Source organism: Acinetobacter sp. ANC_7512 (genome assembly GCF_056779935.1).
The window spans coordinates 128,141-147,129 of sequence record NZ_JBWYIX010000002.1 but is presented as its reverse complement, the minus strand read 5'-3'; the positions used below and the strand labels follow the sequence as shown (position 1 = coordinate 147,129).

At 39.5% G+C, this 18,989-nt stretch carries 20 protein-coding genes; 9 read left to right on the top strand and 11 right to left on the bottom strand.

Going from position 1 to position 18,989, the window contains the following annotated elements; genetic code table 11:
• Positions 1-112: 112 nt before the first annotated feature.
• The 3 genes from AC1M9H_RS03305 (at position 113) to AC1M9H_RS03295 (ending at position 5,023) form a co-directional block, all read left to right on the top strand.
• Complete coding sequence (locus AC1M9H_RS03305; protein ID WP_481612788.1) at positions 113-3,589, top strand: hybrid sensor histidine kinase/response regulator; 3,477 nt, start codon at positions 113-115, stop codon at positions 3,587-3,589.
• A gap of 3 nt (positions 3,590-3,592) precedes the next feature.
• Positions 3,593-4,513, top strand: a complete 921-nt coding sequence (locus AC1M9H_RS03300) for a response regulator (protein WP_481612751.1) — start codon at positions 3,593-3,595, stop codon at positions 4,511-4,513.
• Between the two features lie 108 nt (positions 4,514-4,621).
• Entirely contained in the window at positions 4,622-5,023 is a 402-nt protein-coding gene (locus tag AC1M9H_RS03295) for a nuclear transport factor 2 family protein (protein WP_218945362.1), read from the top strand.
• 68 nt (positions 5,024-5,091) lie between these two features.
• On the opposite strand, the gene AC1M9H_RS03290 is transcribed toward AC1M9H_RS03295, so the two are convergent.
• Positions 5,092-5,589 carry an ureidoglycolate lyase gene (locus AC1M9H_RS03290; RefSeq protein WP_481609717.1) on the bottom strand — a complete coding sequence of 166 codons (498 nt, stop codon included), beginning with the start codon at positions 5,587-5,589 and terminating at the stop codon, positions 5,092-5,094.
• A gap of 93 nt (positions 5,590-5,682) precedes the next feature.
• Positions 5,683-6,690 (bottom strand): allantoicase, encoded by a 1,008-nt coding sequence (gene alc, locus AC1M9H_RS03285; RefSeq protein ID WP_481612750.1) that lies wholly within the window; start codon positions 6,688-6,690, stop codon positions 5,683-5,685.
• A gap of 212 nt (positions 6,691-6,902) precedes the next feature.
• Here alc and hpxO point away from each other — a divergent pair, with 212 nt between their 5' ends.
• A complete protein-coding gene (hpxO, locus tag AC1M9H_RS03280; protein ID WP_481612749.1) occupies positions 6,903-8,060 on the top strand; it encodes an FAD-dependent urate hydroxylase HpxO in 1,158 nt (385 codons plus the stop codon).
• A gap of 31 nt (positions 8,061-8,091) precedes the next feature.
• On the opposite strand, the gene AC1M9H_RS03275 is transcribed toward hpxO, so the two are convergent.
• From AC1M9H_RS03275 to puuE, 6 genes are all read right to left on the bottom strand, one after another.
• The gene (locus AC1M9H_RS03275) at positions 8,092-8,598 is read right to left on the bottom strand and encodes a GNAT family N-acetyltransferase (protein ID WP_179999697.1); all 507 of its coding nucleotides are present in this window, start codon (positions 8,596-8,598) and stop codon (positions 8,092-8,094) included.
• 95 nt (positions 8,599-8,693) lie between these two features.
• A complete protein-coding gene (locus AC1M9H_RS03270; RefSeq protein ID WP_035264928.1) occupies positions 8,694-9,443 on the bottom strand; it encodes an outer membrane protein OmpK in 750 nt (249 codons plus the stop codon).
• A gap of 122 nt (positions 9,444-9,565) precedes the next feature.
• A complete protein-coding gene (locus tag AC1M9H_RS03265) occupies positions 9,566-10,924 on the bottom strand; it encodes a nucleobase:cation symporter-2 family protein (RefSeq protein WP_481591961.1) in 1,359 nt (452 codons plus the stop codon).
• A gap of 34 nt (positions 10,925-10,958) precedes the next feature.
• Positions 10,959-11,285, bottom strand: a complete 327-nt coding sequence (gene uraH, locus AC1M9H_RS03260; RefSeq protein WP_035264724.1) for a hydroxyisourate hydrolase — start codon at positions 11,283-11,285, stop codon at positions 10,959-10,961.
• A complete protein-coding gene (gene uraD / locus AC1M9H_RS03255; RefSeq protein WP_481612748.1) occupies positions 11,282-11,785 on the bottom strand; it encodes a 2-oxo-4-hydroxy-4-carboxy-5-ureidoimidazoline decarboxylase in 504 nt (167 codons plus the stop codon). Before uraD ends, uraH begins: the two co-directional genes overlap by 4 nt.
• 132 nt (positions 11,786-11,917) lie before the next feature.
• The gene (gene puuE / locus AC1M9H_RS03250; protein ID WP_481588788.1) at positions 11,918-12,880 is read right to left on the bottom strand and encodes an allantoinase PuuE; all 963 of its coding nucleotides are present in this window, start codon (positions 12,878-12,880) and stop codon (positions 11,918-11,920) included.
• Between the two features lie 241 nt (positions 12,881-13,121).
• On the opposite strand from puuE, the gene AC1M9H_RS03245 reads away from it, so the two are divergent.
• From AC1M9H_RS03245 to AC1M9H_RS03235, 3 genes are all read left to right on the top strand, one after another.
• A complete protein-coding gene (locus AC1M9H_RS03245; RefSeq protein ID WP_035264715.1) occupies positions 13,122-13,481 on the top strand; it encodes an HPF/RaiA family ribosome-associated protein in 360 nt (119 codons plus the stop codon).
• Positions 13,482-13,606: 125 nt separating this feature from the next.
• Entirely contained in the window at positions 13,607-14,149 is a 543-nt protein-coding gene (locus AC1M9H_RS03240; RefSeq protein ID WP_035264700.1) for an ankyrin repeat domain-containing protein, read from the top strand.
• Between the two features lie 12 nt (positions 14,150-14,161).
• Positions 14,162-14,929, top strand: coding sequence for a transporter (locus AC1M9H_RS03235; protein ID WP_481612747.1), 768 nt, complete (start codon positions 14,162-14,164; stop codon positions 14,927-14,929).
• 61 nt (positions 14,930-14,990) lie between these two features.
• On the opposite strand, the gene AC1M9H_RS03230 is transcribed toward AC1M9H_RS03235, so the two are convergent.
• Entirely contained in the window at positions 14,991-15,905 is a 915-nt protein-coding gene (locus tag AC1M9H_RS03230) for an alpha/beta hydrolase (RefSeq protein ID WP_481612746.1), read from the bottom strand.
• A 143-nt stretch (positions 15,906-16,048) separates the two neighbouring features.
• Here AC1M9H_RS03230 and AC1M9H_RS03225 point away from each other — a divergent pair, with 143 nt between their 5' ends.
• Positions 16,049-16,486 carry a DUF2147 domain-containing protein gene (locus AC1M9H_RS03225; protein ID WP_035264927.1) on the top strand — a complete coding sequence of 146 codons (438 nt, stop codon included), beginning with the start codon at positions 16,049-16,051 and terminating at the stop codon, positions 16,484-16,486.
• 48 nt (positions 16,487-16,534) lie between these two features.
• On the opposite strand, the gene AC1M9H_RS03220 is transcribed toward AC1M9H_RS03225, so the two are convergent.
• A complete protein-coding gene (locus tag AC1M9H_RS03220; RefSeq protein ID WP_035264692.1) occupies positions 16,535-16,885 on the bottom strand; it encodes a Spx/MgsR family RNA polymerase-binding regulatory protein in 351 nt (116 codons plus the stop codon).
• A 431-nt stretch (positions 16,886-17,316) separates the two neighbouring features.
• Positions 17,317-18,135, bottom strand: coding sequence for an exodeoxyribonuclease III (locus tag AC1M9H_RS03215; protein WP_481588791.1), 819 nt, complete (start codon positions 18,133-18,135; stop codon positions 17,317-17,319).
• Between the two features lie 38 nt (positions 18,136-18,173).
• Here AC1M9H_RS03215 and pyrE point away from each other — a divergent pair, with 38 nt between their 5' ends.
• Positions 18,174-18,824, top strand: a complete 651-nt coding sequence (pyrE, locus tag AC1M9H_RS03210; RefSeq protein WP_035264688.1) for an orotate phosphoribosyltransferase — start codon at positions 18,174-18,176, stop codon at positions 18,822-18,824.
• The last annotated feature ends 165 nt before the right edge of the window (positions 18,825-18,989 follow it).

The window sequence follows — 18,989 nt, the reverse complement described above, 5'->3', positions numbered from 1 at the left end:
AGCATATACGTCACTTTACGTATATCGATGTTCCTCAAAATGTTTTTTGATGAAAGTTAAGCTGGGCATAGATTTTGCTAACTGTAAGGGTCTATTTAAATTGCCTAGCTTTATGGTTTCATCTAGCAATACTCCTCAAGCACCGCAACGGGTGATTCATACACGCCGTAAATACAATACTTGGGTGGTTGATGAGAGTATTGAAGACTATGCACTACGCTACGCACCGAGGTCAGTAAGACGGTGGTCCCTTTGGACGGTGACCAATACAGCGCTTGCAGCAGTCAGTTTTCTAGCGATGGAAGCGCTTGGTGCAACCATGTTATGGCAATACGGCTTTAGCAATGCATTCTGGGCCTTAGTGGTCGTTTCAATCATTATCTTTTTGACCAGTTGGCCTATTGGATATTACGCGGCCAAATACAATGTTGATATTGACCTACTTACACGGGGCGCAGGCTTTGGCTATATCGGCTCATCTATAACTTCAGTCATTTACGCCAGTTTTACTTTCATCTTCTTTGCTTTTGAAGCCGCTATCATGGCTTTGGCGCTTGAGCTTGGTTTAGGTGTGCCGCTGAGTCTAGGTTATTTAATTTCTGCGCTTATTATTCTGCCCCTAGTGATCAAAGGCATAGGATTTATTAATAAAGTACAAGCGTTTACCCAACCATTATGGATTTTTTTATTATTACTACCATGGTGCTTTGTTTTGGTGAAGCATCCGACTCTGCTCTCTGAAGTTGCCCTAATAGAAGGCGCGCAAAGTCAAAGTGCAGGATTCAATTTGGCTTTTTTTGGCGCATCTTGCACTGTTTTGTTTGCGCTGATTACGCAGATTGGTGAACAAGCTGATTATTTAAGATTTTTGCCAGACAAAAAACATGCTCAAAACAAATGGAATTGGGCGGTATTTTTAGGCGGTCCTGCATGGATATTGGTGGGATTCATTAAAATTTTTATGGGCATGATTTTAATGGTACTCGCCCTTAAATTTATGGTGCCGAATCATGAATTAAGCAATCCGAATTATCTATATTGGATCGCCTACCAACAAGTGATTGAGCATCCTGGTGCTGCATTATTTCTTACAGTCATGTTTGTGTGTATCGCACAGTTAAAGATCAACGTAACCAACGCTTATGCTGGCTCATTGGCGTGGTCTAATTTCTTTGCACGCTTAACACACAGTCATCCCGGACGTGTGGTTTGGTTAGTGTTCAATATTTTTATTGCGCTATTGTTGATGGAGCTAGGCGTCATCCATGCGGTGGAGCGTGTATTGGGGCTTTATAGTAATGTGGCCTTGGCATGGGTGGGAGCCATCGTTGCTGATCTCATCATTTGTAAGCCATTGGGGCTGAGCCCGAAAGGAATTGAGTTTAGGCGTGCCTATCTCTATGACATTAATCCAGTCGGTGTTGGCAGTTTATGTATTGCATCCTTGTTGTCGATTTTATGCTACTGGGGATTATTTGGTGATATCGCAAAATCCTTAGCAGGATTTATTGCTTTAGGTTCAGCTATCGTCTGTGTCCCAATGCTTGCTTATTTTACTCGTGGCAAATACTACATCGCACGTCATGAAGATAAATCATTAAAACCAATAGAGACACAACGATGTGTGGTTTGTGAGCATGAGTATGAAATGGCTGACATGGCGACTTGTCCTGCTTATAACAATATTATTTGTTCTTTATGCTGTACCTTAGAAGCTCGTTGCCATGATTTATGTAAGCCTCATGCACGGTGGTCTGCACAACTTAAGCATTTTGCAGTTTGGTTTCTACCGCGCCAATGGTTGAGATACATCAATACTAGATTGAGTCTTTATATTTTGATGATCTTTGTTCTGAGTGTGGTTTTGGCAGTCAGTTTAAGTCTGGTTTATTTACAAGAACTGAGTAAATTCGGCACAGTATTTGGATCAACTCAACAGCATGAGTTGCTGATGCTATTTGTGAAAATTTATGCCGTATTATTTTTACTGTTATGTGTTGCAGCATGGTGGTTGGTGCTGAATGATGAAAGTCGCCGACAAGCTCAGCTTGAAAGTAATATGCAAACACAACTGCTCATGGACGAAATTGAAGCGCATAAAATTACAGATCGGCAATTACAAGATGCACGAACTCAAGCTGAAAAAGCCAATGAGGCCAAAAGTCGTTATGTTGTTGGAATTAGTCATGAACTGAGAACACCTCTAAATAGTATTTTAGGATATAGCCAGTTACTCAATAAACAAGAACAACTCTCTGAACAAGGAAAAGCTGCGCTGGGCGTGATTCGTCGTAGTGGACAGCATTTAACGTCCTTGATTGATGGTTTACTTGATCTTGCAAGGATTGAAACAGGTAAAATTTCTTTAGAAATGTCGAATATTGAATTTCCGAAGTTTCTCCAACAAATCGTGAATATGTTTGAGCCACAATTCCAACAAAAACAACTGAAATTTACGGTCGAAATTAGTGAAAAAATACCACAATACGTACGTATAGATAAAAAAAGACTTGAACAGATCCTTATCAATTTAATGGGAAATGCTTTGAAATTTACGCTCGAAGGAGAGGTGAAATTTCGAGTAGATTATCGCTTTCAGACGGCATATTTTGAAATTTATGATACGGGATGCGGGATTGCTGAAGCAGATCTAGAGCGAATATTCCAGCCTTTTGAGCGCGGACAAAATGTCGTACAAGGTAGTTTTGCTGGAACAGGTTTGGGTTTACCAATTGTTAAACTATTGGTGGATATTCTCGGTGGGGAGCTAAAGGTCAGCAGTAGGTTAAAAAACGGTTCAGTTTTTAAAATAAAACTATATTTACCTTCAAAGTCGGTCATTCATCCCATTGCTGATGTCGCATCGAATACAGTATCTGGCTATATGGGACATCGCCGTAAAATATTGGTCGTAGACAATGAAGCAACTGATCGTGGACTAGTTTTAAATTTCCTTAAACCTCTCGGCTTTATTTTTGAAGAAGCAGAATCGGGATTGCAATGTCTAAGAAAAGTCCCTGAATTTCGACCAGATTTAATTTTAATGGATTTGAGTATGCCTTTGATGGGAGGGTGGGAAACTGCGAAATTATTGAGAAATAATAAAATGACCAATGTTCCCATCATCATTATTTCCGCAGATGCCAATGAACGAATGCAGAACCCTGAAACCGATGTATTGAATGAAGACTTTCTGGTCAAACCAGTGGACTTAAATCTGCTACTGAACAAAATTGGAGATAAATTAGGCTTGAACTGGGTTCATCAGAATGAGCCAACTCAAGTCGCAGAAGAACCTCAAAAACAGGTTGAACCCTTACACTATGATAGTAACGCTTTATCTGTCAGCGTGATTGATGAGGATGATGTAGCACCAGAACAAGCGCTAATCAAACTAGAAGATTATTTGAGTATTGGTTATATCCGTGGAGCCAAAGAGATGCTCGAAATTTGCAAGAAACTCAATGTCTGTGATCCTTCTATATGGCAGTACATAGAATTTGATATTCAACGCTTCGATACCCAACGTGCATTACAACGATTACACGAGCACCAATCTGATATCAGATCTGATTTGGAAGGGAGTTAAGCTATGTTAGAAAGCATTTTAATTGTGGATGATATTCCTGAAAATCTAAGTTTATTACATGAGAGTCTTGATCAAGCAGGCTATCAGGTCTTAGTTGCTACCAATGGTTTTACTGCTATTGAAATTGCGCACCGTTCACAGCCAGATATGATTTTATTGGATGGGAGTATGCCTGAGATTGATGGCTTTGAAACCTGTATCCAGCTTAAAGCGAGTCCAATGACTGAGCACATCCCTGTCATATTTATGACGGGTTTGACGGAAACCGAACATATTGTAAAAGGCTTTCAAGTCGGGGGCGTAGATTATGTGACAAAGCCACTGAATATCGATGAAGTACAAGCACGTGTCAAAACGCATTTACTGCAAGCCCGTTTAATGCACCAACAGAAACAAATGCTCGATGCAACAGGCAGTGCAATTTTGTCGATGAATATGGATGGGGAAATTATTTGGCAGACACCTGTAGTGCAAGGTTTATTAACGCAACATGGAATTGATATTACTCATTTTAGAAAGAGTATAAATCATTGGTTAAAAGCACTTTTCCAGCAATCGTATCAAGAAGAAATGTTACATGGTCAATATGGTCATGGGCATCAGCAATTACAATTAAAATTATTGACCAAGCTGAAAGAAGGACAATTACCTAAACATGTTTTGGTTCAGATCAAAGAGCAAACACACATGCCAAGTGTTGAAGAGATCGCTCAAGCTTGTCCGAATTTAACACCACGTGAAGCTGAAGTTATGCATTGGGTAACGCTTGGCAAAACCAACCGAGATATTGCAGAAATTTTGGAGTTGAGTCCACGCACCGTCAATAAACATTTAGAGCACGTTTTTGAGAAGCTGTTTGTGGAAACGAGAACTGCTGCGGTGTTACATGTCATGTCAGCTTGTCAAAATCAAGCAGTCGTATAGAACTCATCGTTTCTAGCAAAATCTTTAAATCGCTATACCAGCTGATAGTGATCTTTCACTCTCCCTTCATTAACCTCTTTTTATCCTAAGATAAAAAGAGTAAATAAAATGAGTATGATCAATTCACTTCAAATCATAGACCAAATGTTTGAGGCATTTAGGTCTCAAGATTTACAGGCTGCTGTTGCAACAGTAACTGAGGATACGGTATGGATTCACCATGGCTCACAAAAACTGCCTTCAATTCGATTTGAAGGAAAAACGGGTGTAGAACAGTTCTTCAATACCAATTTCACAACCATGCATGTCGCATACTTTGATATTTTACGTATGGTCAAAGAAGGTAACAAAGTGGTGGTTTTTGGACGCGAAAAATTTACGATTGATGGTCAAGATGGTGAATTTGAGCAAAAATGGGTACAAGAGTACACCATTGAAAATGGACTAATTTCAAGAATGGAAGAATATGCGACATCGGTGAATGACAATGATTACCTGGTTGTAAAATAATAGTCAAAGATGGACATAAAATTAGATGGTCTCATGATCTGCATAACTGAGATGCATAAGCACCAGATTCAATGTGATATTTCAATTTGATCAAACTGAAACACATCACAATTATTCCCAGCACCAATCCGATCCACCACCGCAAAATCACTCGGGCTTTCCAATGTTAAAAGTGGATGATGCCAAGTCCCCGCCCGATAGTTCACACCTTGAGAGCCATTGGTTATAAAAGCTTGTAGGTTTGAAATATCGGGCTGATCCGCATTTAAGTTTGGTGCAACCACTACTAAAAACTTTTGTCCCTGCATCGGGATGAAAGCTTGTGATCCATGAGGATGACGTTCAAGCATTGAAATTTTGAACGGAATATTGGTACTTTGAATATTTCGAAAAATACTAATCCCGGCTTTGGCATCGCCAATAATTTCAGTGGTCACTAAAGCATGATAGCGCTCTGTATGCGCATCGTTAATATGAAAATAATCATTTCCTTGGCAAGCAATGACGTCACCAAAAGGTGCAAAATTTTCGGAGGTTAAAGGTTGTAGGGTAATGGTATGCTTCATAAAAATTCGCTAAAAAGATACTGCATTTTCAATTTAGAATTGAGTCGAAAATGCAGTCAAAATAAGATCGCTTTAAAAGTAACAAATGCTCAACTAAGGATTCACTTTACCCCAGAGGCGAATACGACTAATCCCACCATCAGGAATCATATTTACCCGAATATGAGAAATTTTTTCGTGTCCCAACACTTCATTTACAAAGTTATGAATGTGATCCATTTGCATCGGTTGAGGTGCGAGTAAAAAAGGCCAAAACATACTTTGAGGGATCAATTGAGGATCCGTTGCATCTTCTATATAAATGGCTTGAATGGACACTTCAGCAGGATAATTCCCTTTAAAGTGGGCTGTATCAATATCAATCTTTTCAATGTGACCAGCTTGCCCTAAAGCTAAAATACACCAGTCGAAACCGGGTGCACGACGGCGTGCGGTTTCCCAACCATCACCCATATTAACCCCACGTCCTGGATTGATCAGATTACGTGGATGTCCGAAGTGTGCATCACTATAGGCAATAACACGTCCACCATTTTCAAGTGCAAGCAGGTCGAGGGTTTGGCTTTGATCTTGGATTTTAACGCTGACTTCACCATATACGCGGAATCGTGCGATACCCCCATCTGGAAAAATATTTAAACGAAGATGGGTAAAGATCTGATTCATTGAAACTTCAAAGACATGGTGCTGACTTGGTCCCAATATACTATTTGGTAAAATTTGGTGCCATTCAGCATCATCTAAGTTTTCATTTGGTGCATAACACCCTTCTACTGAAGCAGAAGCTGGATAATTACCACTAAAAAAAGTGGTATCAATATCGAGTGCTTGAATTTTACCTGCAACACCTAACTGAACAATCGCCCAATCATAACCACTGTGACGTTTACGACGGGTTTCCCATCCATCCATCCACTTGCCATGATCATCAAATTTACCTTCTACAAAGATAGGCGCATCAAACTGAAGCATACGTTGAGCTTCAGCAAAAAATTCATCAGAACATGTTGTTACTTTTGCACCAATTCGGGCATCTGCAAGGTTAGTAAGTTGCTGTAAATGAGTAGGGATTTCAAATTCCGGTGCCAATAGTGTTGCCATGTTATCTTCCATTATTGCTTTAAAACTTGATTCTTATCAAAAGAATGCATTCTTAGAATCGTAATGCGTTGTTATGTCGCATCTGCTTAAGGGCTTTAAAAAGAATGCACAGCATGTGCCAACCTTGCACTTATGTAGCGCTCTATTGGTGGAAATGGCACGTTTTTCGCTTTAAGCAGTGGGTTAAAGCAAAAAAAATTGTGGAAGTAAAAATGAATATCACCATTATTGGTGCCGGAATGGCAGGATTAACGACCGGAATTGCGCTGAAGAAATTTGGTCATCAAGTTTCAATATATGAACAAACTGAAAAAATTTTACCCGTGGGTGCTGCGATTTCATTGTGGTCAAATGGTGTGAAATGTTTGAACTATCTAGGACTCACGGATCAAGTCGCTCAACTTGGTGGGAAAATGGATCACCTTGCTTATGTCGATGGGCTTACGGGTGATGTCATGACGCAATTTAGTTTATATCCATTGATTGAAGAAGTCGGGCAGCGACCTTATCCTGTTTCTCGCGCTGAATTACAAAATATGTTAATGGATGAGTTTGGACGTGAAGATATTCATCTTGCAAAAAAAATGATCGGACTTGAGGATCAAGGTGATGACGTCAAAATCCATTTTGCTGACGGAACACAAATAACCACGGATTTATTGGTCGGCGCGGATGGCACTCATTCGATCACGCGTGCCTATGTTTTAGGTGAGCAAGTTGAGCGTCGTTATGCCGGTTATGTGAATTGGAATGGGTTGGTCGAAATTTCTGAGTCGCTGGCACCTGCTGATCAGTGGACCACCTTTGTAGGAGAAGGGAAGCGAACTTCTTTAATGCCAGTCGCAGGTAATCGTTTTTATTTCTTCTTTGATGTACCACTTGAATTAGGTTTGGAAAATGATCGTACTCAGTATAAAAAATTACTAAAACAATATTTTGACGGTTGGTGTCCGCAAGTACAAACTTTGATTGATGCTATTGATGAACAGCGAACCAATCGTGTTGAAATCCATGATATAGAACCATTTGCAGATTTCTATAAAGGGCGAGTGGTGATTGTTGGCGATGCAGCACATAGTACAACACCTGATATTGGGCAGGGCGGTTGCCAAGCGATGGAAGATGCCATTTATTTGGCTCGGGCATTACAGATTAATACACTGGGAATTCAGGATGCTTTAAGACGTTATCAAAACAAACGTAATGAACGCACTTCTGAAATGGTATTGAGAGCGCGTAAACGTTGTGATGTGACGCATATGAAAGACGAATCGATTACTCGTGAATGGTATGAGGACTTAAGAAAAGAACAAGGACCTCATATTATGAAAGGTATTATCAGTAATATTGTTGGAAATCCTTTGGATTAAAGATTTCAACTAAAAGGGCTAAATGCCCTTTTTAAGTATTTAGATTCAGTTGGAATAAGACGAGATTGCGCCAAGATCCAAATTTTTGTCCGACTTCAGGTAAATAGCCTGTTTGTTTAAATCCAAAGTATTCATGTAATTTGATGGATGCAAAATTTTCATGATCTATAGCAGCGATCATGACATGAATTTTATGTTGGCTTGCGTGTTGAATTAAATGTTGGAGTAAAGCTTTGCCTAAACCCAAACGTGTAAAATTGGGATGAATATACACAGAGTGTTCGACAGTTTGTCTAAAACCACTGATCGCTCTAAATGTACTATATTCAGCATAACCTGCAATTTGTTGGGTGAGTTCGTTTTCAACCACAAAAATAGGGAAATGATCTATTAGATGCTGACGATACCAATTCTGATAATAATAAATGTCTTGATCTTGCTCATTCCATGTTGCAAAACCATTCAGAATTTCATCGTTGTAAATATCTTGGATTTGAGTTAAATCCTGTTCAGTTGCGAAACGAATTTTAAAAGACATTTTTTATTCTAATCGTCAGTATTTATAACTTTATTTTGATTATTGAGCATAAAAAAAGCAAGACACTAGTCTTGCTTTTTTATTATAAATATCAATTAGAAATGATATTTAACCAATGCGCTTACATCGTTTTGGTCTTGACCTTTTTGACCGAATTTATTGTTCCAGACAGAGTGTTCAACACCTACATACAATTTGGTTTTTGGAGAGATATGTTTACCAACATTCCATTTATATTGGCTTGTCCAGTTCAATTCACTCGCATGTCCAGGACCTTCATTTGTAGACCAATCAAGGAATGCATCTGCCAAGAATTCTTCATTGCCTAGCTTGAATGGAACAGCGTAAGTGATCGTCATTTGGTAGTCATCTTCAGTCAAGTCATTGTCAACTCGATAGAAGTTAATATTTGCATATTGCGTGTAAGGAATATCTAAAGCAAAGCCTACGCCATACAAGAAGTTATTGAACTCAGTATTGTTGTTATAACCAGCGTTGTGTTCCCAAGTCGTTGCAATCAATACATCTTTGATTGGACCAGCGCTTAGTTTTTGGCCAGAAACTTCACTTAAACTTAATCGTGGAGCTAATTCAAGGTAAGTTGAATCGCCATCTTTTCCGCCCCATTGTTGATCGACGAAAAAGAAAACATCCGAGTACTTAAGCTTTGCAGCATATTCAGCAGTGATGGTATAGCGTTCACCTTCTTGTTGAGAGAAAGGGTTTAGGTAGTTATCGCCATAAAGACCAGTTAGGCTGAAATCTTGCCAAACAATTGGACTTGCTTGAGTAAACGCTGCTGTAGAAGCTAATGCGCAAAGTGCTGCGATTTGATTAAGTTTCATAAAAGAATCCCCAGAGAAAGCGGTAACAGAATAACGATTCTTTTGCAAAAATAAAGCCAAAAGTGGATGAAAGGAAAAATTAATGCCCACGTATGCAGGCATTGATACAAAGATGGTTTAAATTAATGATGAGAATCAATTATTTGTTTACTTTTAATACTAATTTTCGGTCCAAATAATTTTAAGTGATTAAATAATATATTGAGGATTATCGCCATTAAGCAGGTTGAGCTAATACCCGAATGGAACAAGGTTTGGACCCATTTTGGGAAGTCGGAATAGAATGAATGGTCAATAATGGGTACCATTCCTGCAGCAATTGAAGTCGCGACAATAATTAAGTTTTTCTGATCGTTATAATCAATTTTTGCCAGTGTACGGATACCACTCGCGGCTACTGTACCAAATAAAACAAGGCCAGCCCCCCCAAGTACAGGCACAGGAATCGCTGCAATAAAACGCCCCATCACTGGGAGTAATCCAAGTACGACCAGAATTATCCCGCCAGCAGCGACAACATAGCGACTTTTAATCCCTGTTATTGCAACTAAACCAACGTTTTGCGCAAACGCACTTTGCATAAATGAACCAAAGATCGGTGCTGCTGCACTTGATAACATATCTGCGCGTAGACCATCTGAAATACGTTTTGAATCTACATCCGTACCGATAATTTCACCGACTGCAATAATATCAGCTGTAGTCTCAGTCATAATCACGAGGGTAACAATGATCATGGAAAGTATTGCTGTAAACTCAAAGGTCGGCATACCAAATGCAAAGAAGCTAGGAACCTGTAACCAATGACCTTCCCCAACTTTGCTAAAATCACCAAAGCCAAACATAAATGCTAAGACAGTGCCAAGAATAATTGCCAGTAAAATTGAAAGGCGTCGAATTGTGGCACTGCCAGCCATATTCAATATTATGACGATTGCAAGCGTCGCTAACGCTAAACAAATATTTTCAGCACTTCCCCAATCAGGTGCACTTTTATTGCCGCCCATCATCCAACGCACAGCAACTGGCAGGAGTGATAAGCCTATGATTGTAATTACACAGCCTGTAACAACTGGGGGAAAAAATCGAATAATTTTAGAGAAGTAGGGCGCTAAGAAAAACCCTAAAAGTGATGCCACAATGACGGCACCATAGACTGCCTGTAATCCGCCACCTGTGGTGACAATTGCGACCATTGTGGCTACACCAGCAAAAGAGACACCCTGAACCAAGGGCAATTGTGCACCAATATGTTTAACGCCTATGGTTTGTAAAATTGTCGCTAAGCCACCGACAAATAAAGCAGCAGCGATGAGTAGCCCAATTTCCATACCTGATAAGCCTGCAGCCGTACCAACGATCAGAGGAGGCGCTATAATACCACCATACATGGTTAAAACATGTTGTAAGCCATAAGCAGCACTTTTACCAGTACCAAGATATTCATGTTCGGGTGATTGTTGTTGTTCGTGTGCAGTCATAATAAATCCCTCTATATTTTAAATTTGCGAGTGCTCAGCTGCCACGATAGGTGGAGTAGGCATAAGGGCTAATCAGCAAGGGAATGTGGTAATGTTGGTGAGCGTCGTTTACTGAAAAATGAATGACGGCTTTTGGAAAAAAAGTTGGGATGTTCTGCGCTGAGAAATATGCTTGCGTCATAAATTCGATGCTGTATTCAGCGACATCAATTTGATCGAGTCCAAAATCTGCTGCTGTCACACGTCCATCAGAATTGGTTTTGGCTATCGCTAATAACTCTCCAGACGCAGAAAAAAGCTTAACTTCAACATTACTTGCAGGACGTCCAAGGTGGGTATCTAAAATATGTGAGCTGATCATGCTTGAATTTCCTGTGAGAGGCGCAATAAAGCAATTTCTAAAAGTTGGCGATGGACGATTCTTTTTTCGGTCTCAAAATCGTTTAGTAAGCGGTATTCCAATGCTGTCAGAATCTCTTCACTATTCAAACCAGAAGCTTTAATCAGAAAAATAAAACCGAATTTTTTTTCATAGGCCAAGTTGCCTTTATATAACGTATCTAGAACTTCTTGATCATGTGTGATGCGTGCTTGTTCACGCCTTGAAAAAGTTTGTTCTTGTTCTGATAATTCAAGTTTTGCTTTTCTTTCGCCAATCCTTGGGTGTGTATTTAGGGCTGCTAAAATTTCATCCCATGTCCATGTAATGGCATGTTGTTCAGCATACTTTAATAGTCCTTCTCGTGTGTCAAAAGGACCGTGATGAATGATTTCCTCGCCCCATCGTGGGATATGAACACATTGCAATAAAAATGCTTTCTGATGTTCAACAGATGTTTGATTAAATTCTGAAAGCAACACAATTCAAACCTATACATTGAAACTTTAGGCTTAAATTGCAATAACAATGCCAACGTAGATTTGGTGGAAAAAGTGACTGAAAAAAATCAAAAGAGCACTTTATAAAGCACTCTTTATCTCATGAATGTGAAATTATGGTGCGAAATGATCGATCCAATGTTGCGCAATATCTCCACGACGACAAATCCAAACATGTTCATGAGATTGAACATAGTCTAAGAACTGTTGTAGTGCCTTGAAGCGTCCTGGGCGTCCTAAAAGACGGCAGTGCATCCCAATAGACATCATTTTTGGTGCAGTTTCCCCTTCGGCATACAAGACATCAAAGGCATCCTTTAGATATTGATAAAATTGTTCACCATGATTGAAGCCACCTGCTGAACTAAACTTCATGTCGTTGGTGTCCAGAGTATAAGGAATAATTAAATGCGGATGCTGCTCGCCATTGGGATGGGTGAGCTGTGTCCAAAAAGGTAAATCATCGCCGTAATAATCACAGTCGTATTTGATTTGAGGAAATTCAGTTAAAAGTTGACGTGTGTTGGGACTATCTCGACCTGTGTACCAACCGATTGGGGCTTGTCCGAATAGCGTTTCAAGTACACTAATGGCTTGATCCATATGCTGCCTTTCGGTCTCAATATCCATATTCTGATAATGCAACCAACGTTGACCATGAGATACCACATCGTAATCCGCAGATTTAATTGCTTCGACCACATCTGGATGACGTGCCAAAGCCATTCCCACACCAAAAATAGTCATGGGTAATTGACGTTTCTTGAACTCATTATGAATACGCCAAAAACCGACTCTTGACCCATACTCATACATAGAATCCATTGACATATGCTTAGCATTAAAACTGGCAGCACCAACGATTTCAGATAAAAATTGCTCTGAACCTTGATCACCGTGCTCAATGTGGTTTTCACCACCTTCTTCATAATTTAAGACAAATTGCACTGCGATACGCGCTTGATTAGGCCAATGAGGATGAGGTGGATTCGCCCCATAACCTCTCAAGTCTCTGGAATAAGGTGCATTTTGAATCGAATCAATAAGCGCCTGTCCGCGTAAGTAAGTACTTGTCACAATGAGTAATCCTTTTATTAATTTTTTAAAATACCACTTGCATATTTTTGAGTTAGGCCCGATATTCAAAGTATAAGGACACGGTTCTGCAGACTCAAAAAGTGTTCATCATTCAATGTGGAGGGACGTATTCCAAACAGCAATTGAAGATGTTCGATGCAATTAGATTGCAAGCTACAAACGTGCCAAGATAAAAAGTTTTGCACAAAAATGATTCAGAAGAAGAGTGAGGATGATATTTATGAACATAGAAATCCGTACAGATAAGAATATTCAAAACAGTGAGCGATTAATTGATTATGTACGTGCAGAACTAAATACAGAGTTTCAACGCCATAGTGAAAGAATTACCCATTTTTCGGTTCATTTAAGTGATGAAAATGCCCATAAAGGCGGTGCAGACGATATTCAATGTATGATCGAAGCTCGCCCAGCTGGACTAAAACCAGTTGTGGTCAATCACAGAGGTCATAATATCGACACAGCGATTCATGGTGCGATTGACCGATTAAAGCGTAGTCTTGAACATGTATTCGAGAAAAAAGAGAACCCTCGTGGAGCGCCCATCCAACTGAAAGAAGATGAAGTGGATGTGGAATAGCAAAAAGCCCTTCGGGGCTTTTTTTTTGAATAAAATTTTGAATGAACAGTTTTGATTTATTTAATTGAATAATGATCTGCATTATTAGGCATAATGTCGTTATAGATAAATAGTAGAGAAAGTAAATGCTAACAGCACATCAACAAGTGTTTTTACAGGCCTTAGAAGAATTAGACCTAGCACAGGTACAGCGCCTGTTAGCAGAAGGTTTAGATCCAAACTTTATCGCAGGAGAGAAAGGCCCTGCGGTTTCTGTGTGGTCAGACACTTTATTTCAATGGTGGGAAGAAATTTGTGAAGCGTATGAGCAAGGAAATGCGCTTTCAACAGAAGAAAAACAACAGAAATTACAAGTACATCTTGATATTCTAGATGCACTGATTGCAGCGAAAGCTAATTTCCATTTATGGGATGCAGAGGAATGTTACGGCCCACTTTGGGATGCTGCGAGTGCTGCATGTGTGCCTGCAGTTCAACGCTTACTTGATCATCAAGTTGATCCTAATACCAAAGATGAAGAGGGGAATACCATTCTGAGTTCAATTAGTGATTTATTTTTCGACTGCGATTTTGATACCATTGATTGGTCACAGGCTTTACCGGAAGAACGTGAGACACTCGAGTTATTACGTAGCCGTGGCGCAAAAATGACGAAAGAATTAAATTAATTTGGGTGCCCCATGACAAAATTAAAACAACTGAGCTTGATACTTTGCTCAACCGCGAGTGTAAGTGCGATGGCTGCAGATTTTGCCTTCGATCGACCTGGTACGAGTTTCAGCACAGGCATTACGCCCGTAGGTCAATTGGCATGGGAGCAGGGACTTCCAACTGCACAGTATGTTGAAAGTACTGAAAATGGTTTTAAAAATAAATCATTGCGACTCAATGCTGATGTCCTGTTGCGTACGGGATTGAGTAAGAATACTGAGCTTCAATTGGGTTGGGATGGCCCAGCGTGGGAGCGGACCCGAATCCAAAATCGAACTGATGACCATGATGGTTTAGGTGATGTTTCTGTTGGGATTAAGCATCAGGTTGACTTACAAGATGATCAACTGAAAATGGCAATTTTGGCACAAGCTAAAATCGCAACAGGAAATGATCGTTTTACTTATGTTGATGATATTTATACTTTGGGCTCATCTGTTGAGTATCAATATAACGATACTGTAACGACAGGAATAGGAATGTTCTATTCGGCTCAAAATAGTGACTGGTCGGTGACTGCTGTACCTACTATTGGGTATAAAATCGTGGGTAATTTATCGGGCTATTCTGAAGCAGTATTTACCAAGAAAGAAAGCCAAGAGCGAGAGTATGGACTGGCATCTGGTTTAATCTATGCCTTGAATGATCGTGCGCAGTTAGATGCAAGCATCGGTGTAGACCTAAGTGGATCCGATCGAAGTTATCATGGTGGATTTGGTGTCTCATACTTATTCTAAATGAATAAAAAAAGAGTAGCTTACGCTACTCTTTTTTATGTTTACTTCAGTTTTGATTCAATCAGTCTTTATCCAAACGATGGGCAAACTCTGCGATATCGGTCAAAGCTTGCTTTGCTTCATCAAACCAAGCGCTAAACATTTGGAAGTTATGCCACATACCGGTGTATAACTTAAACTCAACATCCACTCCAGCTGCTTTAGCCTTTTCTTCAAATCGCGTAGAGTCGTCTAACAAAATTTCTTTTGAACCCACCTGAACCAATGTCGGTGGCAATCCTTTGAGATCTCCAAAAATTGGGGAAATTTCGGGAATTGAGACATCTACACCTTTAGGAACATAATGATTTATGCCTGCTTCTAAAGCTTCAATTGACAATAAAGCATCATGCTTTTGATTGTAGCGTAGAGATTCACTGGTCAAAGTTAAGTCAAGAAAGGGTGACATTAAAATCAAGCCACTTGGAAGAAGTTTTGGATTTTCTTCTTTTAAACGTAAAGCCAGTGCAAGTGCTAAATTGGCACCACAAGAATCGCCAGATAAAATAATATCTTTCGGTTGAGCACCTTGCTCTACCAATAATTGGTACACATCATAGATTGCTTCTCCGAGATCGGGGAAACGTTGTTCAGGTGAAAGAGGGTAATCGATATGTAGCACTTGCATTTGAGTCCGAAGTGCCATTTCAGTCATCAATGCGCGATGTGTATTTAACGATCCTAAAAAGAATGCGCCACCATGAATGTGAAAAATGAGCTGAGTCGTTTCAGGTTGAGGCAAAATTTCTTCGGCACGAATACCTGCGATTCTTAGTTTTCGAATATTGACATCTTTGGACTGTGGAAAAACACGCGTCATCTGCTCTAAGGCAACACGAAGTACGGTGGGGGGAAGATTAAAGCGACTCGGAAAGCGAAGACTCGTTTTTAAAAAAGACTCTGTTATGTATTGTTTCAAAACCGGATTGATCTTCATTGTTTTTCCATATTAATGAAATTATGTTTATTATCAGCACACAGCATTACAATGGTACACTAAATAGTCACATTCAAAAATTGCTTAAATGTTATCAATTTTTAATAATATTCAAGTCAATTCAGCAAGGGAAACAAAAAACAATGAAAAAAATTGCACTAGCGTTAGGATTACTCGCTTCAGCAGTATTTGCAAATGCTGCAGATCCACTCAATGGTACCGTGTGGAATACGATTGATGAGAAAACTAAAAAAGCTAAAGCTTTTGTAAAATTCACTGAACAGCCAAACGGAACATTGAATGCAACGATTCAGAGTGTTGTCACACCGGGTCAAGAAAATTCATGTACGAACTGTGAAGGTCCCTATCACAAGAAATCTTTAAAAGGTTTAACCATTGTGAAAGGTCTTAAAAATGTAGGTGGAACGAATTACGATGGTGGTTCAATCTTAGACCCACAATCTGGAAAAACTTACAAATTGAAGGGTTCATTGAAAGACGGTGGTCAAAAGCTCGAACTTCGTGGTTTCATCGGCGTATCAGCGCTTGGTCGTAACCAAACTTGGGTACGCGTGAACTAATTTAAGATTCATAAAAAAGCCGAGTAGTTGCTCGGCTTTTTTTATTTCTTATTTCTTTAATGCTTTTATCGCATTCTCATCAAAACCTACTACATAGCCTGATTCAGTAGTGATCACTGGTCTTTTAATAAGGCTCGTATGTGTAGTCAGTGCTTCAATCAAACCCTGTTCAGATGCAAGGGCAATTTGTTGATCTTCCTCAGACAATTTACGCCAAGTCGTTCCCTTTTTATTGAGGACAAGTTCAGCACCAAGATCCTTTAGCCATTTTTGTACTGTTTCAGCATCAATACCTTGTTTCTTATAATCGTGGAACTCATAACTAAGCCCCAACTCATTGAGTAAATCGAATGCTTTTTTCATCGAGTTGCAATTTTTAATGCCGTAAACTTTAATCATCTCTAACAGTCTTATTCATTGTGATCAGTCTAGAGCTTAGCAAAATTTACGCAAAAACATAAATGTGATCAGAATATTTTAAATAGGTTTGAAATCTACAGTGTGGCTTCATGGTGGTTATCAATAAAATGGTGGAAAATTTCTTATCTTAAAATTTGTATTGATCTTTTAAATAGAGAAAACCCGCATTAAATCATCCTGATCATGCGGGTCTCAATTCAACGTCCAATGTCTTCATCCTTGGAAAATAAACCGAAATTTATTTTCTTTTCATCCTACGGCTTCCAATCCCTATTGTCATCCTGACATGTCCCTGTGCCGTGCGACAATAATGCACTGAATTAGTCGGAATAAAAATACGTTAACACGACAAGATTTGTGAGCAATTAGCGTGCATTTAGTAAACAGTTGTTCACTCAGTTTGCACGGCACTAAATTTTATAATCGATAATGACAGGGGCATGATCACTAAACCACGTTTCTTTATATACCCATGCATTCACAGTACGATCTTTCCAATCTGGTGAGCAAGCTTGATAGTCAATCCGCCAACCCACGTTCTTGGCACGGGCTTGTCCTCGGTTTGACCACCATGAATAAAGTTCTGCTTCTTTACGCACTTCACGGAAGGTATCGACATAGCCTAAATCATCATAAATATGATCGAGCCATGCACGTTCATGTGGTAAACAACCTGAAGCTTTTTGATTGCCTGACCAGTTCTTAATATCAATGCGTTTATGTACGATATTGTAGTCACCGCAAACAATCACAGATTTACCTTCATCACGCCATTGTTTTAAGATCAGCTTATATTCATTTAGAAAGTGATCTTTACGTGCTTGTGCTTCTTCACCAGAAGAACCTGATGGTAAATAGAGTGAGCAAATATGAGCTGTTTTCTCTAAGCCTAGATCAAATTCTGCTGAGATAAAACGACCTTGTGAATCAGCCAATTCAAAACCCAGACCATCGGTAACTGAGATAAACGGCAAACGACTATAGATTGCGGTACCAGCATAGCCAGGACGCTCAGCTGGGAATAGGTGTGTATACCAACCTTCTGGCTTAAATTTATCTGTCCATTGTTCGTGTGTAATACGGGATTCTTGCATGCAAATGACATCGGCATCTGAAGTTGCCATCCAGTCAAAAATTCCTTTTTTTTCTGCAGAACGAAGACCATTTACGTTGATTGATACGACACGTAAAATTTTTTGATCACTAGGATAGCTACTCTTTGGTATCATGCTCGAGTTTAACCTCAATTTAATAAATGGAGCACCTCATGACAGCGCAAGCGGCATTTAATCCACAAGCTTTTATCGAACTGGCATTATCACGTGGTGTGCTTAAATTTGGTGAGTTTACTTTAAAATCAGGTCGTGTGAGTCCTTATTTTTTTAACGCCGGTTTGTTAAATGACGGTGAAGCCTTAACTGGCTTGGCTTCAGGCTATGCAGCAAAATTAACTGAATGTGATAATGTTGAAGTGATTTTTGGCCCTGCGTATAAAGGTATTCCATTTGTCGCTGCAACGGCTGTGGCATTGTCACAAAACCACGGTGTAAGTGTACCTTGGGGCTTCAACCGTAAAGAAGTTAAAGATCACGGTGAGGGGGGGGTTTTAGTTGGTGCTTCAGTTGAAGGTAAAAAGGTATGGATCATTGATGATGTAATCACTGCGGGTACAGCCATTCGTGAAGTTGTGACCATTTTAAAAAATGCAGGCGCGCAAATAGCGGGTGTATTGGTAGCACTTGATCGTCAAGAAAAAGGTCAGGGTGAATTGTCTGCGATTCAAGAAGTTCAAAAAGAGCTTGAAATTCCTGTGCATGCGCTTATCACAATGAAAGATTTAATGGATTACTTAGATGCTAAAGGCGACAAAGATGCTTTAGCGAAAATGGAAGCGTACCGTGTGAAGTACGGAATCTAAGTCTTATAAAGTTCTACTTAATATTAATGTGAAACATTGCTTAATAAATAAGCGTGGAACTTGAAGAATCTATAAAAAAGCCCAGATCTATAGGTCTGGGTTTTTTATATTGATATAAGTTATTGATTTGTATTTAATAAAAAATCATTTTGCATAAGGTGTATT